Here is a 15859-nt window from a genome sequence, read left to right on the forward strand (position 1 = left end):
TTGCTTATGGTTGGCGACGGTCGCGAATTTCCTGTTGGCGCAGGGGGTTTTTGTCGATGGAGGCCGAGATTTCACGCACCGTCCAAGGCTCGGGTTTGCGCAGGTATACAATGCCGTCTTTGCCCACCAAAGCCATCATGAATCCACGGGGACGCAGCCGTTTGCGCAAGGCGGATTTGGCGGCGGGATCGGTGTCTGTGAGCACCACCACATCGCGCTCGATCAGCTCTTCGGGGAAGGCTTTGAGCAGCTCAATTTGTTTGATGTACCTTGGATCGCGTGGTGTGTCTGCAAAGACCACAAACACGCGGTTTAGCCAGAGGTATTCCTCCAGTTGGGCATTGAGGCCAGATTGTATTAATTTCGGTGCATTTTCTGCCACGGTTTCCGCAGTGGCGGGGGCGTCTTCTGAGGGGGATTCAGTGGCTTGCGCGGCGGCGCCGGAAGCGGCCAGAAAACCTGTCAGAACAAAGGCTAAGCGGTGGGTCATCGTCTCTCCTGTTGAGACCAATATAGGGGGTGTTTCTGGCAATACGAACCCCTTTGGTAAAGTCGGTCAAATTTTAACGCCGATTAACAGCATTTCCATGGGTGATGCGGCATGATGGTGGCCCTTGTATATCCGGCCAGCCTTGAGGGTGTGGCCCTCAAAAAGGTGCGCAAAGCCATGGATGTCATCCTACATGTCGGGGCCCATCTGAGCGGGGTGTCCACGCTCGCCAGCTATCTCAACCGCAACCGCCGTCCGCTTGAAGCCCGTGGCCTCAAGATCTGGACACCGGAGGTCACCCGCAAAGGCCTGTTTGATGGGCTGACACTGAAGTCCGGTCTGGATGGTGTGGCGCGGCGTCGGGCGCGGGGAGCCGGACGGGTGCAGCTGCGGTGTGCCATGTTGGAGCGCCAGCGTGTGCGCGAGCTGTTGGTGCTGGAGCCGCAGATGCTTGGTACAATGGACAGCAACGTCGCCAGCGAGCGGCTATATCCGGCGGCAGGAGAGCGCGTGGCGCGGATGGTGCATGCCTTTGGCGGGCGTGTGAAGCGGGTGGTGCTGGGCATGCGCGCCTTGGAAGACTACTGGGGCGGGGCCATGGCGCATGCGCTTCAGATGGGGGCGGATGTGCCGAGTGAGGCGACAATGGACCGGCTGGTCACGCAGCCACGCAGCTGGCGCAAGGTGGTGCAGGATGTGGCCTGTGCGGCGCCGGATGCGGAGATTTTGGTGCTGCCCTATGAGCGGCTGGGTGAGCAGCCTGCGCGGGTTGTGGAATATGCGGTCAGCGGGCGGTTTGGCGCGCCAACCAATTTCCGTGTCAGCGGCTTGTCACACGTGCCGGAGTTGCCAGAGTTGCGCGAGGTTCTGTCGGATCGTGGGTTGGACCCTAAAAGCCTGCCCGAAGGCACCGAGCGCTGGCATCCGTTCAGCGCGTTTCAGGTTGATATTTTACGCGAGATTTACGTTGAGGATCTGGCCTGGCTGCGTGCCGGGGCGGATGGTTTGGCGTTTCTCATCGAAGAAAACGGGACCAGCACGGCGCGACATGCCGGGCGTTTTGGTCCCTAAAGAACACAGACGAGGATGACACCAATGACGGACACCAAGAAATGGGCCGAACTGGCAGAGAAAGAGCTGCGCGGAAAGCCGCTTGAGGATCTGACGTGGAAGACGCTGGAAGGCATCGACGTCAAGCCGCTCTACACGGCGGAAGACACCGAGGGGCTTGACCACATGGGCTCCATGCCCGGGTTTGGCCCATTCACTCGCGGACCCAAAGCCACCATGTATGCGGGCCGTCCGTGGACCATCCGGCAGTATGCGGGCTTCTCCACCGCAGAAGAATCCAACGCGTTCTACCGCCGCAACCTGGCCGCCGGTCAGCAGGGTGTCTCCGTGGCCTTCGACCTGGCGACACACCGTGGCTATGACAGCGACCACGAGCGTGTGGTCGGCGACGTTGGCAAGGCCGGTGTGGCGATTGACTCCGTTGAGGACATGAAGATCCTTTTTGACGGCATTCCGCTGGACAAGGTTTCGGTGTCGATGACCATGAACGGCGCGGTGATCCCGATTTTGGCGAACTTCATTGTGGCTGGCGAAGAGCAGGGCCATGACAAGAGCCTGCTGGCGGGCACCATCCAGAACGACATTCTGAAAGAGTTCATGGTGCGCAACACCTATATCTATCCGCCTGAGCCGTCGATGCGGATCATTTCGGATATCATTGAGTACACCTCCAACGAGATGCCGAAGTTCAACAGCATTTCGATCTCCGGCTATCACATGCAGGAAGCGGGCGCGAACCTTGTGCAGGAGCTGGCCTATACGCTTGCGGATGGGCGCGAATATGTGCGCGCGGCGATGAACGCGGGCATGGACGTGGACAAGTTTGCCGGGCGTCTGAGCTTCTTCTTTGCTATTGGCATGAACTTCTTCATGGAAGCGGCGAAGCTGCGCGCGGCACGGACATTGTGGCATCGGGTGATGACCGAGTTTGGCGCCAAGAACGAGCGCTCTAAGATGTTGCGCACCCATTGTCAGACCTCTGGCGTGAGCTTGCAGGAGCAGGACCCGTATAACAACGTGATCCGGACGGCCTATGAGGCGATGTCTGCGGTTCTGGGGGGCACACAGTCGCTGCACACCAATGCGCTGGACGAGGCGATTGCGCTGCCAACGGATTTCTCGGCCCGGATTGCGCGGAACACACAGCTGATCCTGCAGGAAGAAACCGGGGTGACCAATGTGGTCGACCCATTGGCGGGTTCCTACTATGTTGAGGCGCTGACCGATGACCTGATCCAGAAGGCTTGGGCGCTTATGGAAGAGGTTGAGGAAATGGGCGGCATGACCAAGGCCGTGGCCTCCGGCATGCCGAAGCTGCGCATTGAAGAGAGCGCGGCGACCCGTCAGGCGATGATCGACAAAGGTGACGAAGTCATTGTTGGCGTGAACAAATACCGCAAAGACAACGAAGATCCGATCGACATTTTGGACGTGGACAACGTGGCGGTGCGGGAAAGCCAGGTGGCGCGTTTGGCGCAGATCCGCGCGGATCGCGATAGCGCGGTCTGTGAGGCGGCCTTGGCGAACCTGACCAAAGTGGCGAAAGAAGGCGGCAACCTGTTGGCGGCGGCTGTGGAAGCGGCGCGGGCGCGTGCCTCGGTAGGAGAAATCAGCATGGCAATGGAGAAGGAATTCGGCCGCCATCGGGCCGAGGTGAAGACATTGGCGGGTGTCTATGGCGCCGCGTATGAAGGCGACGAAGGCTTTGCGGCGATCCAGAAATCCATCGAGGATTTTGCCGAAGAGGAAGGCCGTCGTCCGCGTTTGTTGGTGGTGAAAATGGGCCAGGACGGACACGACCGGGGCGCGAAGGTGATTGCCACTGCCTTTGCCGACATTGGGTTTGACGTCGATGTAGGCCCGCTGTTCCAGACCCCGGAAGAGGCAGCGCAGGATGCGGTGGACAATGACGTGCATGTGGTGGGGATTTCTTCACAGGCGGCGGGTCACAAGACATTGGCCCCACAGCTGATCGAGGCGCTGAAAGGCAAAGACGCAGAAGACATCATTGTGATTTGTGGCGGGGTGATCCCGCAACAGGACTATGAATTCCTGCAAAATGCTGGCGTGAAGGCGATCTTTGGGCCGGGCACCAATATTCCGGAAGCGGCGGAGAACATCCTTGGCCTGATCCGCGCGGCGCGGGCGTAAGCTGCTGGGGGCTGTCTGCCCCCAGACCCCCGAGGTTATTTGGGTCAAATGAAGGGGCGCGGATGCGTCCCTTTTTTGATGTCTGTCAGTGGCGTTGGATTTTGAGGCAGGCGCGCATGCCGGCGGTGCCAGCTTCAAAATAGAGCGTGCCGCCGTGTTGCTCCGCCACGGTGGCCACAATGGTCAGACCCAAGCCGTAGCCGTCAATTGCCTGGGTGTTGTCGCCACGGGTGAACGGGGCCACGGCGGCTTCGATCTCCGCCGCGGTCATGCCGGAGCCTTCGTCCTCAACCGTGAGTGTGGCGTGTTCGGCGGTGGCGACCAGCTCCACCTTGGCTTTGCGGCCGTATTTAAGGGCGTTCTCTATCAGGTTCGAGATGGCGCGTTTGAGCGAGATCGGGCGGGCGGAAACCAGGATGCGTTGCTCGGACGGGAGCGAGCCGCGTCCGGCGTTGGACATGAACACCGAGCCGCCGCCCTGAAACGACGGGGTTTCCAGAGCGGCCAGGGTGACGGGTTGTCCGGTGTCTTGATAATCGTCCACCAGGGCTTCGACCAAAGAGGTCAGGGACAATTCGCGCGGCGCTTCTTCGTTGAGCTCGGCGCGGGTGTAGGTCAGCACGCTTTCAATCATGCCGGTCATGCTGTCGATGTCGGCCTCAAATTTCTCGCGCAGCTCCGCATCCTGTACCAGCGCGGCGCGCAGACGCAGACGGGTGGCCGGGGTGCCCAGATCGTGGCTGACGCCAGAGAGTACAGTGGCGCGTTTGGCAATTTGGTCGCGTTCGCGCCCGAGGTATTGGTTTACGGCCTGCACAATGTCGCGCAGTTCCTCGGGGCCTTGCACCGGGTAGCGTTGCGGGCCGCCAAGGCGGCGGTGGTTGCGCAGGGTGCGGGCGAAGCGTTCAAAATGGGCAGAGGTGTCACGTACAAGCGTGGTGAAGACCGCCAGAGCCACCAGTGCCAGCAGAATGGCGGCCAGGCGCAGATCGGTGGGGGCAGTGTGGCAGCCCCAGACGTCTTGACCGTCGATGCGTTTCCAGTCTTGCGCGCCCATGCGGGCAAAGAGGATGGGTTCGCTGCAATAGGTGGCCAGAAGCTGGGTGACGTTGCCCAGTTTTTGCGCCGCAGATTGGCGGCCGTTGGAGATCAGCTCTGAGACGTTATACTGCAGACTGTCCGACACAATGATCAGAGCCAGAGACTCGCCGGAGACCGGATCATGGCCCTGACCTTTGATGGAGACGTTGGTGACAAACGCCGGTTGGGGCATGTTGGGAAGTTGCCAGAAGTCGCCTTGCATGACCTGGGTTTGCGCCACCTGAGAAAGGGGGCTGATGTCCACACCCACTGGCGGGTCGGCGCGGGTGCGCAAGCTGTCATAGAGCGAGACACCAGCGACGTACGAGCGGGTGAGGTGGTCGCGCCAGCCGTTGGTGGAGGAGGACCACATCCAGGCGGTGGCGTAGGCGGTCAGAAAGCAGGCAGCGACCAGCAGCACGCCCAGAGTGTTTAGGCGAAGGCCCTGTGACTTGGCGGTCATTGATCGTCCTCAACCGCCACGTCAACGGCAAAGACATAGCCCACCCCGCGCTGGGTGCGCAGCAACTCCGGAACTTTGGGCTCGGTTTCGATTTTGCCGCGCAGGCGGCCTACAAGGACGTCAATGGCGCGGCCCGGGTTGCCGTTGCCTGCGTCTTGACCGTCGCCGGTCACATCCAGCGCGGTGTTGATCTCTTCGCGGGTCAGGGGGATGTGGGGGTTGCCCAAAAAAACCTTGAGCAGCGCGGTTTCCTTGCGCGAGAGGCTGACCTGATAGCCTTGCGGGGAGGTCACCTCGTCGCGTTTGGCGTCATAAAACCAGCCGCCAAAGCGGAAGGTGGAGATGCTGCGCCGGTAGGTCAGGGAGCTGCTGCGTTTGGCACGATGCAGGACGGCTTTGACGCGCGCGAGCAGTAGGTTGGGATTAAACGGCTTGGCGATGTAGTCGTCCGCGCCCACCTCGTAGCCCGCCATGCGGTGATGGTCGGCCGAGAGGGCGGAGACTAGGATCACGGGCACGTCCTGTTCGTGGCGCAGGCGTTTGCAGATGTCGACGCCGTATTCGTCCCCCAGCATGACATCCAGCAAGATGAGGTCCACACGGCCACTGTCCAGTTGCTCGCGGATGGTGACTTCGCTGTCACAGGGCAAGGCGATGAAACCGTTCTGGCGCAGGAACTGCGTGAGCATCCCGCGGGTTTCTGCGTCATCATCAACCACCAAAAGCCGTGGAATCGTCATGCCTACCTCCCAATCGTCGCCCGCCGCTCCCCCACGGCAGGTTGTCTTGTTGCTTGCTTTGTAACACCGTGCAACAAAATCAAGGCCTAGGTAACAGCGTGTAACAGAACACCGGATTTTGTGACATGGCAAAGGCGAAACCCGTATTTGGTGGATTGTGACACCCCCCTGCGGTTTGGCAGGAATGGGGCAGCGCTGCTCAGACGGGCAGTCGAAATTGGGAGGAAATTATGAAAAAATCCGTATTCGCGGCCGCTGTGGTTGCGTCGCTTGTTGCATCCAACGTTGCAAAGGCTGAGCCTCAGGCAGAAGTTCTGCACTGGTGGACGTCTGGTGGCGAAGCCAAGTCTGTGGCTGTGCTGCAAAAAGAATTTGCAGACAACGGCGGCACCTGGACTGACATGCCGGTTGCTGGTGGTGGCGGTGACGCCGCGATGACTGCGCTGCGTGCGCGCGTGCTGTCCGGCAACGCACCGACCGCTGTGCAGCTGAAAGGCCCAGCCATTGCCGAGTGGTATGAAGAAGGTGTGCTGGCAGATATATCCGATGTTGCCGAGGCGCAGGGTTGGGCTGACGTTTTGCCGGCCTCAATCGCAGGCCATATGAAATGTGAAGGCACCTGGTGTGCTGCGCCGGTAAACGTACACCGGATCGACTGGATCTGGGCCAATGCCGACATCCTTAAAGCCAACGACATTGCGATGCCCAACACTTGGGCGGAATTCAACGCCGCGGCGGACAAGTTGATGGCGGCTGGCGTTATCCCACTGGCTCACGGTGGTCAGGCCTGGCAGGACGCAACTGTTTTTGAAGCTGTGGCTCTTGGCCTTGGTGGCGCTGACTTCTTCCAGAAAGCCTTTGTTGATCTGGATATGGACACGCTGAAGTCCGATCAAATGGTCGAAGTTTTCGATCAGATGCGCAAGCTGCGCGGCTATGTGGACGGAAACTTCTCCGGTCGCGATTGGAACCTTGCCACCGCAATGGTCATGAACGGCGAAGCGGCGTTCCAGATCATGGGTGACTGGGCCAAAGGTGAATTCCTGGCTGCGGGCAAAGTTCCTGGCGAAGATTTCCTCTGTGTGTCGACACCGGGTGACGGTTTCCTCTACAGCGTGGACAGCTTTGCGATGTTCAATGTGGACGGAGATGACAAGCAAAACGGTCAGAAACTGTTGGCTGAGCTGATTGTTGGCAAGAGCTTCCAGAAAGTGTTCAACCTGAACAAAGGCTCCATTCCAGCACGCACCGACGTTGCATTGGATGAATTTGACTCCTGTGCGCACACCTCTGCGGCAGATATGGCCGCCAGCAACACCGGTGGCTCCCTGCTGCCAAGCTATGCCCACGGCATGGCGCTGCGTGGTGCCCAGGCCGGTGCGATCACGGATGTTGTGACAGCGCACTTCAACTCGGACATGTCTTCGGCTGAAGCCGTTCAGATGCTGGCCGACGCGGTTGCCAACTCGCTGTAACCTCCTCCCACGCCCTGTCCCGAGATTGCTTCGGGGCGGGGCACTTAAATAAAGGGTCGTTGTGATGACCGAATGGCTTGAACGCCACGTGCCAAAAATGGTGCTTGCACCGTCTTTTGTGGCCGTCCTCATCTTTGTCTATGGCTTTATCATCTGGACCGGCTGGGTGTCTCTCACCCGCTCCAAGTTGATGCCGAAATACGAAATCAAAGGCTTCATTCAGTACGATCGCCTGTTTGCCTCCCCACGTTGGGACACGGCGATGGACAACTTGTTCATCTTTGGCGGGCTGTTTATCGGGATCTCACTGATCCTCGGTCTGTTTCTGGCCATTTTACTGGATCAAAAGATCCGCGCTGAAGGGGCTCTGCGAACAATCTACCTCTACCCGATGGCGCTCTCGATGATTGTGACCGGGACCGCGTGGAAGTGGATCATGAACCCCGGCCTTGGCATTGAGGCAACGGTGCGCAGCTGGGGCTTTGAGAGCTTCACCTTCAACTGGATCACCGATCCCAATATGGCAATTTATGCGGTGGTGATTGCGGCCGTGTGGCAAGCCAGCGGCTTTGTTATGGCGCTGTTTCTCGCCGGGTTGCGTTCCGTGGATGAGGAAATCATCAAGGCAGCGCAAGTTGACGGAATTCCCACTTGGCGGATTTACTCAGCCATCATCATCCCGTCGATGGCGCCAATCTTTCTGTCTGCCTTCATCGTGCTGGCACACCTTGCGATCAAGAGCTTCGATCTTGTCATTGCGCTTACGGGTGGTGGCCCCGGATATGCCACGGACCTGCCAGCAACCTATATGTATGCCATGGCGTTTTCGCGTGGCGACATTGGGCAAGCGGCCAGCTCTGCCATGGTCATGATGGGTGTCGTGTTCACCATTGTCGTGCCTTACCTGTACTCTGAATTGAGGGCGAAACATGACTGATTTCACCCAATCTTACGACGCACCGCGTCGCAACTACAGTCAGCTGGTGCTGCGGTGGTTATTGTTTTCTCTGCTGGGCTTGTTTGCGCTCTTCTACCTGATGCCGCTGTTTGTCATGGTAACCACCTCGCTGAAAAGCTTGGAGGAAATCCGGACGGGCTCTTTGGTGGCCCTGCCACGTGAAGTGACATTCGATGCATGGCGCACAGCTTGGTCTGAAACATGTACCGGCGTGAAATGTGAAGGTCTGAAGCCTTACTTCTGGAACTCAGTCTTGATGACTGTGCCAGCGGTGTTCATTGCCACGCTGCTGGGTGCAGTGAACGGCTATGTGATTGCGCAGTGGCGGTTCAAAGGTGCGAACCTGATCTTCTCGCTGATGCTGTTTGGTTGCTTCATCCCGTTTCAGGTGGTGCTGCTGCCAATGGCGCGCAGTCTGGGCATTTTGGGATTGGCGGGCTCGATCCCTGGATTGATCTTCGTGCACGTGATCTATGGGATTGGCTTCACCACGCTGTTTTTCCGCAACTACTATGTCACGATCCCGTCTGAGCTGACCAAAGCGGCCAAGGTGGACGGGGCAGGGTTCTTCCGGATCTTTTGGTCAATCTTCTTGCCGCTATCGCTGCCCATCGTGGTGGTGACTGTGATCTGGCAGTTCACCAACATCTGGAACGACTTCCTCTTCGGGGTCAGCTTTAGTCAGGCCGGTACGCAGCCAGTAACCGTGGCCCTTAACAACATCGTCAACTCCACCACAGGGGTGAAGGAATACAACGTCGATATGGCCGCTGCCATCATCGCCGCCCTTCCCACGCTGCTTGTCTATGTGGTGGCAGGCAAATACTTCATCCGCGGCCTGACCGCAGGCTCCGTGAAAGGTTAACCTCATGGCACCCATTCTGGATATCAATAACCTCTACAAGAACTATGGTTCTGTCGAGATCCTCAAAGACATCAATGTGGCGATTGAGCCAGGTGATTTTCTGGTGCTGGTCGGCCCGTCGGGCTGTGGTAAGTCCACGCTGCTGAATTGCATCGCAGGGCTGGAGCCAATCACCGGCGGTACTCTGTCGATTGGTGGCAAGGACATGACCCATGTCAGCCCCAAGGATCGTGACATCGCGATGGTGTTTCAATCCTACGCGCTGTACCCAACTATGTCGGTGGCCAAGAACATCACCTTTGGCATGAAAGTGCGCGGGGTGGATGCGGCAACCCAAGAACGTAAGCTCAACGAGGTGGCCAGCCAGTTGCAGATTGAGCAGCTGCTGCATCGTCGTCCGGGGCAGCTGTCCGGTGGTCAGCGGCAACGTGTGGCGATGGGGCGGGCATTGGTGCGCGATCCCAAGCTGTTCCTGTTTGACGAGCCGCTGTCCAACCTTGATGCCAAGCTGCGCGTTGAGATGCGCTCTGAGATCAAGAAGCTGCATCAGAACCTTGGTGCCACCATGGTCTATGTGACCCATGATCAGATCGAGGCGATGACGCTTGCGACCAAGATTGTGGTTCTGAAAGGCGGTGTGGTGCAGCAGATTGGCACGCCGGCGGAGATCTACAACCGTCCAGCCAACCTGTTTGTGGCGGACTTTATGGGCAGCCCGGCGATGAACCTGATCCCGGCCAAAGCCACCAAGAACGGCTCCGGTACACAGATCGAAATTGCGCGGGATGGTGCAGCACCGCTGATGCTGACCGACACCCATGCGGAGAACCTGCCGCAGGATGTGATCCTTGGCTTGCGGCCTGAGGACATTGCCGAAGCGGGATTCCGTGCCGGTGAAGACGTGCAGGTTGCCGAGTGTCAAATCGATATGGTCGAGCCTGCGGGCGCGGATACGTTTGTGGTCTCTGAATTGGGCGGCAAACAAGTGACAGCGCGCTTGCACGCCGAAACCGGCGCCGAGTCGGGTAAGCCGCTGCCACTGGCGTTTGACTTGAGCAAAGTGTCCTACTTTGCACCAGGTACCGGTGAGCGGCTGAACTAAGTCAGCATCGATGAACTAAAAAGGCCCGCTTGGTTTTGCCAAGCGGGCCTTTTTGTTTGTGAATGAGTTGCTTTAAGCGCTTAGGCGCTCCTCATCATCGAAGTCGTCAGCCACTTCAGGCTGTTCCGCGCCCTCCATGTCAAAACGGGCCACGATGCCTGATAGGCTTTGCGCCTCGGCCAGCAGCATCTGGCTAGACGCGGCGGCCTCTTCGGCCATGGCGGTGTTTTGTTGTGTCATGGAGTCGAGCTCGCTCATGGAGGTGTTGATGCTGTCCAAACCAGAGGACTGCGTGCGCACACCTTCGGAAATCTCGGTCACCAGATCGGAGACAGATGTCACCTGCGTGATGATTTTGGAGAGGGCTTCGCCAGCACGACCCACCATTTCAACACCGTTGGAGACATGGTCTTCGCTGGCGCTGGTGAGGCCTTGAATTTGACCGGCGGCTTCGGAGGCACGTTGCGCCAAGGCGCGGACCTCGGAGGCAACCACGGCAAAGCCACTGCCTGCGCTGCCTGCACGGGCGGCTTCGACCCCGGCGTTGAGCGCCAGCAGGTTGGTTTGGAAGGCGATGTCGTCGATCACGCCGATGATTTGCGAAATCTCGCTGGAGGCAGTTTGGATTTGGTCCATGGCTTCCACGGCGGAGGAGACCACATCACGGCTGTTTTCAGCTTCCCGGCGGGCGGTTTGCATGACGCCATCCACGCGGGTTGCACGGTCGGCGGCGGCCTTCACACCATCTGAGAGCGCGTTTACGGCCTGTGCGGTGTCCTCCAGCGTGGCAGCGGCGCTTTCGGTGCGTTTCTCCATCACCGTGGCGGCGGATTTCTGTTCGTCAGAATATTGGCCTACGTGCTGGGAGGCTTCGACGATCTCAGACATCAGCGTGCGCAGATTGGCGAGGCTGCGGTTGAAGTTCTCCCGCAAAATCTCATAGTCGGCCACAAAAGGCTCGTTGATGTCACAGGCCAGGTTGCCCCGCTCGAGTTCGGACAGGGCCTCGCTCATGGTTTCCACCACGTCGGAGGTTTTGCGGGCGTTTTCAGCTTCGCGTTCCGAGGCTTCATCCGCGCGTTTCAGCTTGTTGCGAAACTCTCCCATGGTGCGGGCCAGATCCCCCAGCTCATCGCCGCGCTCTTCGCCGGAAATCTCAATAGAATAGTCCCCTTCCGCCAGAGCGTCGGTCACGCCACGCAGAGCTTGAATGGGTTTGGTGACACGACTGGCGGCAATCCAGGAGACGATGATGGCGATGACCACAGAGGCCGCAATCATGGCGATAGCCACCATGCGGATTTGGTGCACCACAGTGAAGGCGGCGTCATGATCGGTTTCCATCACCAGCGACCAGTTGAAGCCGGGCACGTCCATGGGCTTGACCAAGCTGATGGCGTCGATGCCAGTCACGGAGTCAACGGATTCAAAGAAAGCTTCTTCGTGAGCTTGGGCTGCGACGATATGCGGTGCCTGTGGCAGGGCGGTAGAAACTTCAAACTGGCCTTCGATCAGAGATGGGCTGCGCGCGGTGCCGTCCGCGCCAACCACGAACAGGTTCTGGTGGCCGCTGTCGTCCAGATTGGTCGACAGGGCGCTCACGATGTGGTCACTTGAAAGCTGCACCGCGAGCACGCCTGCGATGGTTTTCTTTTTGCTGAGGATCGGGATCGCAAGGAACGCGCCGGCGGCTCCGCCGGTGATCTCGTATGCGGCAAAGTCAGAGGTGCTGATTTCGCCCGGCTTGGAGTTTATGGCGGCCTTGAAAACCTGCCCAAGGCCGGACTCGGCATAGGCGCCTTTGGAGAAGTCTTGCGCAAAATCGTCTTGCTTCATCACGGTGTAGAGCAGGCGGCCCTCGGTGTTGAACAGGTAGATGTCTTCATACCCATTGAGGTTCAAGGAGCGCAGGAAGGTTGGATGATAGCTGTTGTGCGATTGGCTGTAATACTGCCCGTCGCCCGGATCCACCAGTTTGGCGCGCTCGCCAACAGGGTTTGGGTTTTTGGCGATATATGTGTCGGTCAGGTATTTGATTGGGTCATCCGCCTCAATCATACCAATCACGCGGTCAAAGTTGCTGATGGCGCGGAAAGTTGTCGGCTGATCAGCGTTCATCACCAGATCACGGCGCACCGCATCAATCAGGGCTGCAATGGCTTGCTTGCCCGCATTGGCAGTGGTTTCATGGGAGGCATAGACATTCTGGCGAATGTTTTGCTCTGCCATACGATAAACAAGGAAGGACACGGTAACCAGAAACGTGGCTGTCAGGGCCACCATCACAAGGGGTAGCTTTAGCGAAAGCGACAGCTTTTTGGCTCTGAACATTTTTTGCTCCTCACAAAATGTCTCATCGCCCGGGTTTCCTCGGGGTCCTCAATCGTTAGCCATAAAAGTCCTTCGAAGTGCTTAAGGGTAAATTTGAGCCGGAAAACAACGCCTCACGGCATGCGCCACCGAAGAAGAAGGTCGAATGCTTGCGTTGTTAAGTTGTTGAGCAGAAACAGATTTTGGCGCTCTAACTCAGGGAATGCGCACACGTTCGACAAACTTTTTGAGCGCAAAGCGTGAGCGGATCGCGCGGATTCCGGGCAAGCGCATCAGTTTGGCTTGCAGAAAACTCTCAAATTCTTCAAGGCTTTCCACCCAAATCTCCAGTTGGAAATCCATCGCGCCGGTCATCAAGGTGCCGGTGACAACTTCATCAAAGCGGGCAACTTCTTTCTGAAAATTTGAAATAGCGTCCGCATCTTGACGCTCCAGCTCGACATTCACATAGGCGGTGATGCCGAAGCCGGCGGTCATGCGGTCAATGCGCAGAGTGTAACCGGCAATCAATCCGCTGTCTTGCAGCTGTTTCAGGCGGCGTTTGCAGGGGGTGGCGGAGAGACCGACGCGGTCGGCAATTTGCACCACAGACATGCGGCCGTCCTCACACAATGCGCGGATGATTTTGCGGTCAATTTCGTCTATAGTGATTTTCGCCACAGTACGCTCCTTGGCCGACTTTATCGGCTAACATTTCGCAAATACGACAGGAGAACGCCGTTTTTCAACCCGGGATGTGGGCTAAACTTAACAGGTTGAATAATTCTCGCTGACCGGCGGGGGTATCGGTTCCATCATCCGCCCCTGATCCCTTTGCGTGGGTCAACAAGACGGAGCAACCGTGCCTTCAGGCGTCAGCCCCACTTCAGAAAGGTGACGCATGGGCTCTGATACCGCTCCGCTCTCCCTCAATGTGCCGGAACCGGGATGCCGTCCCGGAGACACGCCGGACTTCTCCGATTTTGAAATTCCACGGGCTGGTGAGGTTGGTCGCCCTGCGGTGGACGTGGATCCGGACAGTATCCGCGATATGGCGTTTTCGATTGTGCGTGTGCTCAACAAAGAGGGCGAGGCGGTTGGCGATTGGGCTGGTGCATTGAGCGTCGATGAGCTGCGCGACGGCTTGCGCCATATGATGACCCTGCGGACTTTTGATGCGCGCATGCAGATCGCGCAGCGGCAGGGCAAGACCAGTTTCTACATGCAGCATTTGGGTGAAGAGGCGGTGTCATGCGCCTTTGCCCGTGCACTTCAGCCCGGGGACATGAATTTCCCAACCTATCGTCAGGCAGGGCTGCTGATCGCGTCGGACTATCCGATGCTGACGATGATGAACCAGATTTACTCCAACGCCGAAGACCCATTGGCAGGGCGGCAGCTGCCGATCATGTATTCGTCCAAAGCGCATGGGTTCTTCTCGATCTCCGGCAACCTCGGCACGCAGTTTGTGCAATCGGTGGGCTGGGCCATGGGCTCTGCGATCTCCGGTGACACCAAGATTTCGACTGGCTGGATTGGCGACGGCTCCACCGCGGAGAATGATTTCCATGCGGCGATGGTGTTTGCCTCGACCTATAAGGCGCCGGTGGTGCTGAACATTGTGAACAACCAGTGGGCCATTTCCACGTTCCAAGGCATTGCGCGCGGTGGCGTGGGCACCTTTGCGGCGCGGGGCCACGGATTTGGCATTGCTTCCCTGCGAGTGGATGGCAACGACTATCTGGCGGTGCATGCGGTGGCAAAATGGGCCGCCGAGCGTGCGCGTTTGGGGCATGGGCCTACGTTGATCGAACATGTGACCTATCGCGCGGGCGGGCATTCGACCTCAGATGATCCATCAGCCTATCGCTCCAAGAGCGAGGCGGCGGCCTGGCCGTTGGGTGACCCAATTGAGCGGTTGAAACAACATCTGATCAAGATTGGTGAGTGGAGCGAAGACCGCCACGCGCAGGCAGAGGCAGAAATCCTCGACACGGTGATTTCGGTGCAGAAAGAGGCCGAAGCGGTGGGCACATTGGCAGGCGGTAAGGCGCCAAGCCCGCGCGATATGTTTGAAGGGGTGTATGAGACCATGCCTGCGCACCTGATCCGTCAACGTCAAGAAGCGGGGTTCTGATCATGGCACAGATGACAATGATTGAAGCCATCCGCGAGGCCCATGATGTGGCTATGGCGGCGGATGACAAAGTGGTGGTGTTTGGCGAGGACGTTGGGTTCTTTGGCGGTGTGTTCCGCTGTACTGCGGGGTTGCAGGAGAAATACGGCAAGTCCCGGTGTTTTGACGCGCCGATAAACGAGAGCGGTATTGTCGGCACGGCGATTGGCATGGCGGCTTATGGTCTGAAGCCGGTGATTGAGATCCAGTTCGCGGACTATGTGTATCCGGCGTATGACCAGATCGTGTCGGAGGCGGCGCGTCTGCGACACCGCTCCAACGGCGATTTCACCTGTCCCTTGGTGATCCGCATGCCCACTGGTGGCGGTATCTTTGGCGGGCAGACTCATAGCCAGAGCCCGGAGGCGATTTTCACCCATGTGTCCGGGTTGAAGGTGGTGATCCCGTCCAACCCGCGCGATGCGAAGGGGCTGTTGCTGGCGGCGATTGAAGACCCCGATCCGGTGATCTTCCTGGAGCCGAAGCGGTTGTACAACGGGCCGTTTGATGGGCATCACGACAAGCCCATTGAAAGCTGGAAGAAGCACCCTCAGGGCGACGTGCCTGAAGGCAATGAGATCATTCCGCTGGGCAAGGCGCATATTCAGCGTGAAGGCGCGGATGTAACGGTTTTGGCCTATGGCACAATGGTTTACGTGGCCGAGGCGGCTGCAGAAGAGACCGGTGTCGATGCGGAGGTGATCGACCTGCGAACGCTGATGCCGCTGGATCTGGAGACCATAGTTGAAAGCGTGAAGAAAACCGGGCGCTGTGTGATTGTGCATGAGGCGACCCGCACCTCAGGCTTTGGGGCGGAGCTGATGAGCCTCGTACAAGAAGCCTGTTTTTATCATCTTGAAGCGCCAATGATCCGGGTGACCGGATGGGACACGCCGTATCCGCATGCGCAGGAGTGGGAGTATTTCCCGGGACCTGCACGGGTTGGCGAAGCGCTGCGCAAAGTCATGGAGGACTGAT

The 15859-nt window shown here is 58.5% G+C and carries 13 protein-coding genes; 8 read left to right on the forward strand and 5 right to left on the reverse strand.

The window, feature by feature from the left end:
- Positions 1-4: 4 nt before the first annotated feature.
- Entirely contained in the window at positions 5-490 is a 486-nt protein-coding gene (locus tag Q0955_RS16285) for a DUF4174 domain-containing protein (protein WP_299426283.1), read from the reverse strand.
- A 111-nt stretch (positions 491-601) separates the two neighbouring features.
- Here Q0955_RS16285 and Q0955_RS16290 point away from each other — a divergent pair, with 111 nt between their 5' ends.
- Together Q0955_RS16290 and scpA are read left to right on the forward strand one after the other, a co-directional pair.
- Positions 602-1561, forward strand: a complete 960-nt coding sequence (locus Q0955_RS16290) for a hypothetical protein (RefSeq protein ID WP_299426286.1) — start codon at positions 602-604, stop codon at positions 1559-1561.
- Between the two features lie 24 nt (positions 1562-1585).
- Positions 1586-3712, forward strand: a complete 2127-nt coding sequence (gene scpA / locus Q0955_RS16295) for a methylmalonyl-CoA mutase (RefSeq protein ID WP_299426289.1) — start codon at positions 1586-1588, stop codon at positions 3710-3712.
- 85 nt (positions 3713-3797) lie between these two features.
- On the opposite strand, the gene Q0955_RS16300 is transcribed toward scpA, so the two are convergent.
- Both Q0955_RS16300 and Q0955_RS16305 read right to left on the reverse strand, forming a co-directional pair.
- A complete protein-coding gene (locus Q0955_RS16300; RefSeq protein WP_299426292.1) occupies positions 3798-5255 on the reverse strand; it encodes a HAMP domain-containing sensor histidine kinase in 1458 nt (485 codons plus the stop codon).
- On the reverse strand, positions 5252-5995 hold the full coding sequence (locus Q0955_RS16305; RefSeq protein ID WP_299426295.1) for a response regulator transcription factor: 744 nt from the start codon (positions 5993-5995) through the stop codon (positions 5252-5254). The genes Q0955_RS16300 and Q0955_RS16305 overlap by 4 nt, the downstream gene beginning before the upstream one ends.
- A gap of 230 nt (positions 5996-6225) precedes the next feature.
- Between Q0955_RS16305 and Q0955_RS16310 the strand changes: the two genes are divergently transcribed.
- From Q0955_RS16310 to ugpC, 4 genes are all read left to right on the forward strand, one after another.
- Positions 6226-7470 carry an ABC transporter substrate-binding protein gene (locus Q0955_RS16310; RefSeq protein ID WP_299426298.1) on the forward strand — a complete coding sequence of 415 codons (1245 nt, stop codon included), beginning with the start codon at positions 6226-6228 and terminating at the stop codon, positions 7468-7470.
- A 64-nt stretch (positions 7471-7534) separates the two neighbouring features.
- On the forward strand, positions 7535-8407 hold the full coding sequence (locus Q0955_RS16315) for a sugar ABC transporter permease (RefSeq protein ID WP_164646174.1): 873 nt from the start codon (positions 7535-7537) through the stop codon (positions 8405-8407).
- Positions 8400-9293, forward strand: a complete 894-nt coding sequence (locus tag Q0955_RS16320) for a carbohydrate ABC transporter permease (protein WP_299426303.1) — start codon at positions 8400-8402, stop codon at positions 9291-9293. Before Q0955_RS16315 ends, Q0955_RS16320 begins: the two co-directional genes overlap by 8 nt.
- Before the next feature lie 4 nt (positions 9294-9297).
- Positions 9298-10395 carry a sn-glycerol-3-phosphate ABC transporter ATP-binding protein UgpC gene (gene ugpC, locus Q0955_RS16325; protein WP_299426306.1) on the forward strand — a complete coding sequence of 366 codons (1098 nt, stop codon included), beginning with the start codon at positions 9298-9300 and terminating at the stop codon, positions 10393-10395.
- 72 nt (positions 10396-10467) lie between these two features.
- Here the strand turns inward: ugpC and Q0955_RS16330 are convergent, their stop codons facing one another.
- Both Q0955_RS16330 and Q0955_RS16335 read right to left on the reverse strand, forming a co-directional pair.
- Complete coding sequence (locus Q0955_RS16330) at positions 10468-12726, reverse strand: methyl-accepting chemotaxis protein (protein WP_299426309.1); 2259 nt, start codon at positions 12724-12726, stop codon at positions 10468-10470.
- A 195-nt stretch (positions 12727-12921) separates the two neighbouring features.
- On the reverse strand, positions 12922-13386 hold the full coding sequence (locus Q0955_RS16335; RefSeq protein WP_299426311.1) for an Lrp/AsnC family transcriptional regulator: 465 nt from the start codon (positions 13384-13386) through the stop codon (positions 12922-12924).
- A gap of 220 nt (positions 13387-13606) precedes the next feature.
- On the opposite strand from Q0955_RS16335, the gene Q0955_RS16340 reads away from it, so the two are divergent.
- Positions 13607-14842 carry a 3-methyl-2-oxobutanoate dehydrogenase (2-methylpropanoyl-transferring) subunit alpha gene (locus Q0955_RS16340; RefSeq protein WP_299426314.1) on the forward strand — a complete coding sequence of 412 codons (1236 nt, stop codon included), beginning with the start codon at positions 13607-13609 and terminating at the stop codon, positions 14840-14842.
- 2 nt (positions 14843-14844) lie between these two features.
- Complete coding sequence (locus Q0955_RS16345) at positions 14845-15858, forward strand: alpha-ketoacid dehydrogenase subunit beta (protein ID WP_295177696.1); 1014 nt, start codon at positions 14845-14847, stop codon at positions 15856-15858.
- Position 15859: the final 1 nt, after the last annotated feature.

This window comes from uncultured Shimia sp., from assembly GCF_947493595.1.
Classification (GTDB): domain Bacteria; phylum Pseudomonadota; class Alphaproteobacteria; order Rhodobacterales; family Rhodobacteraceae; genus Shimia.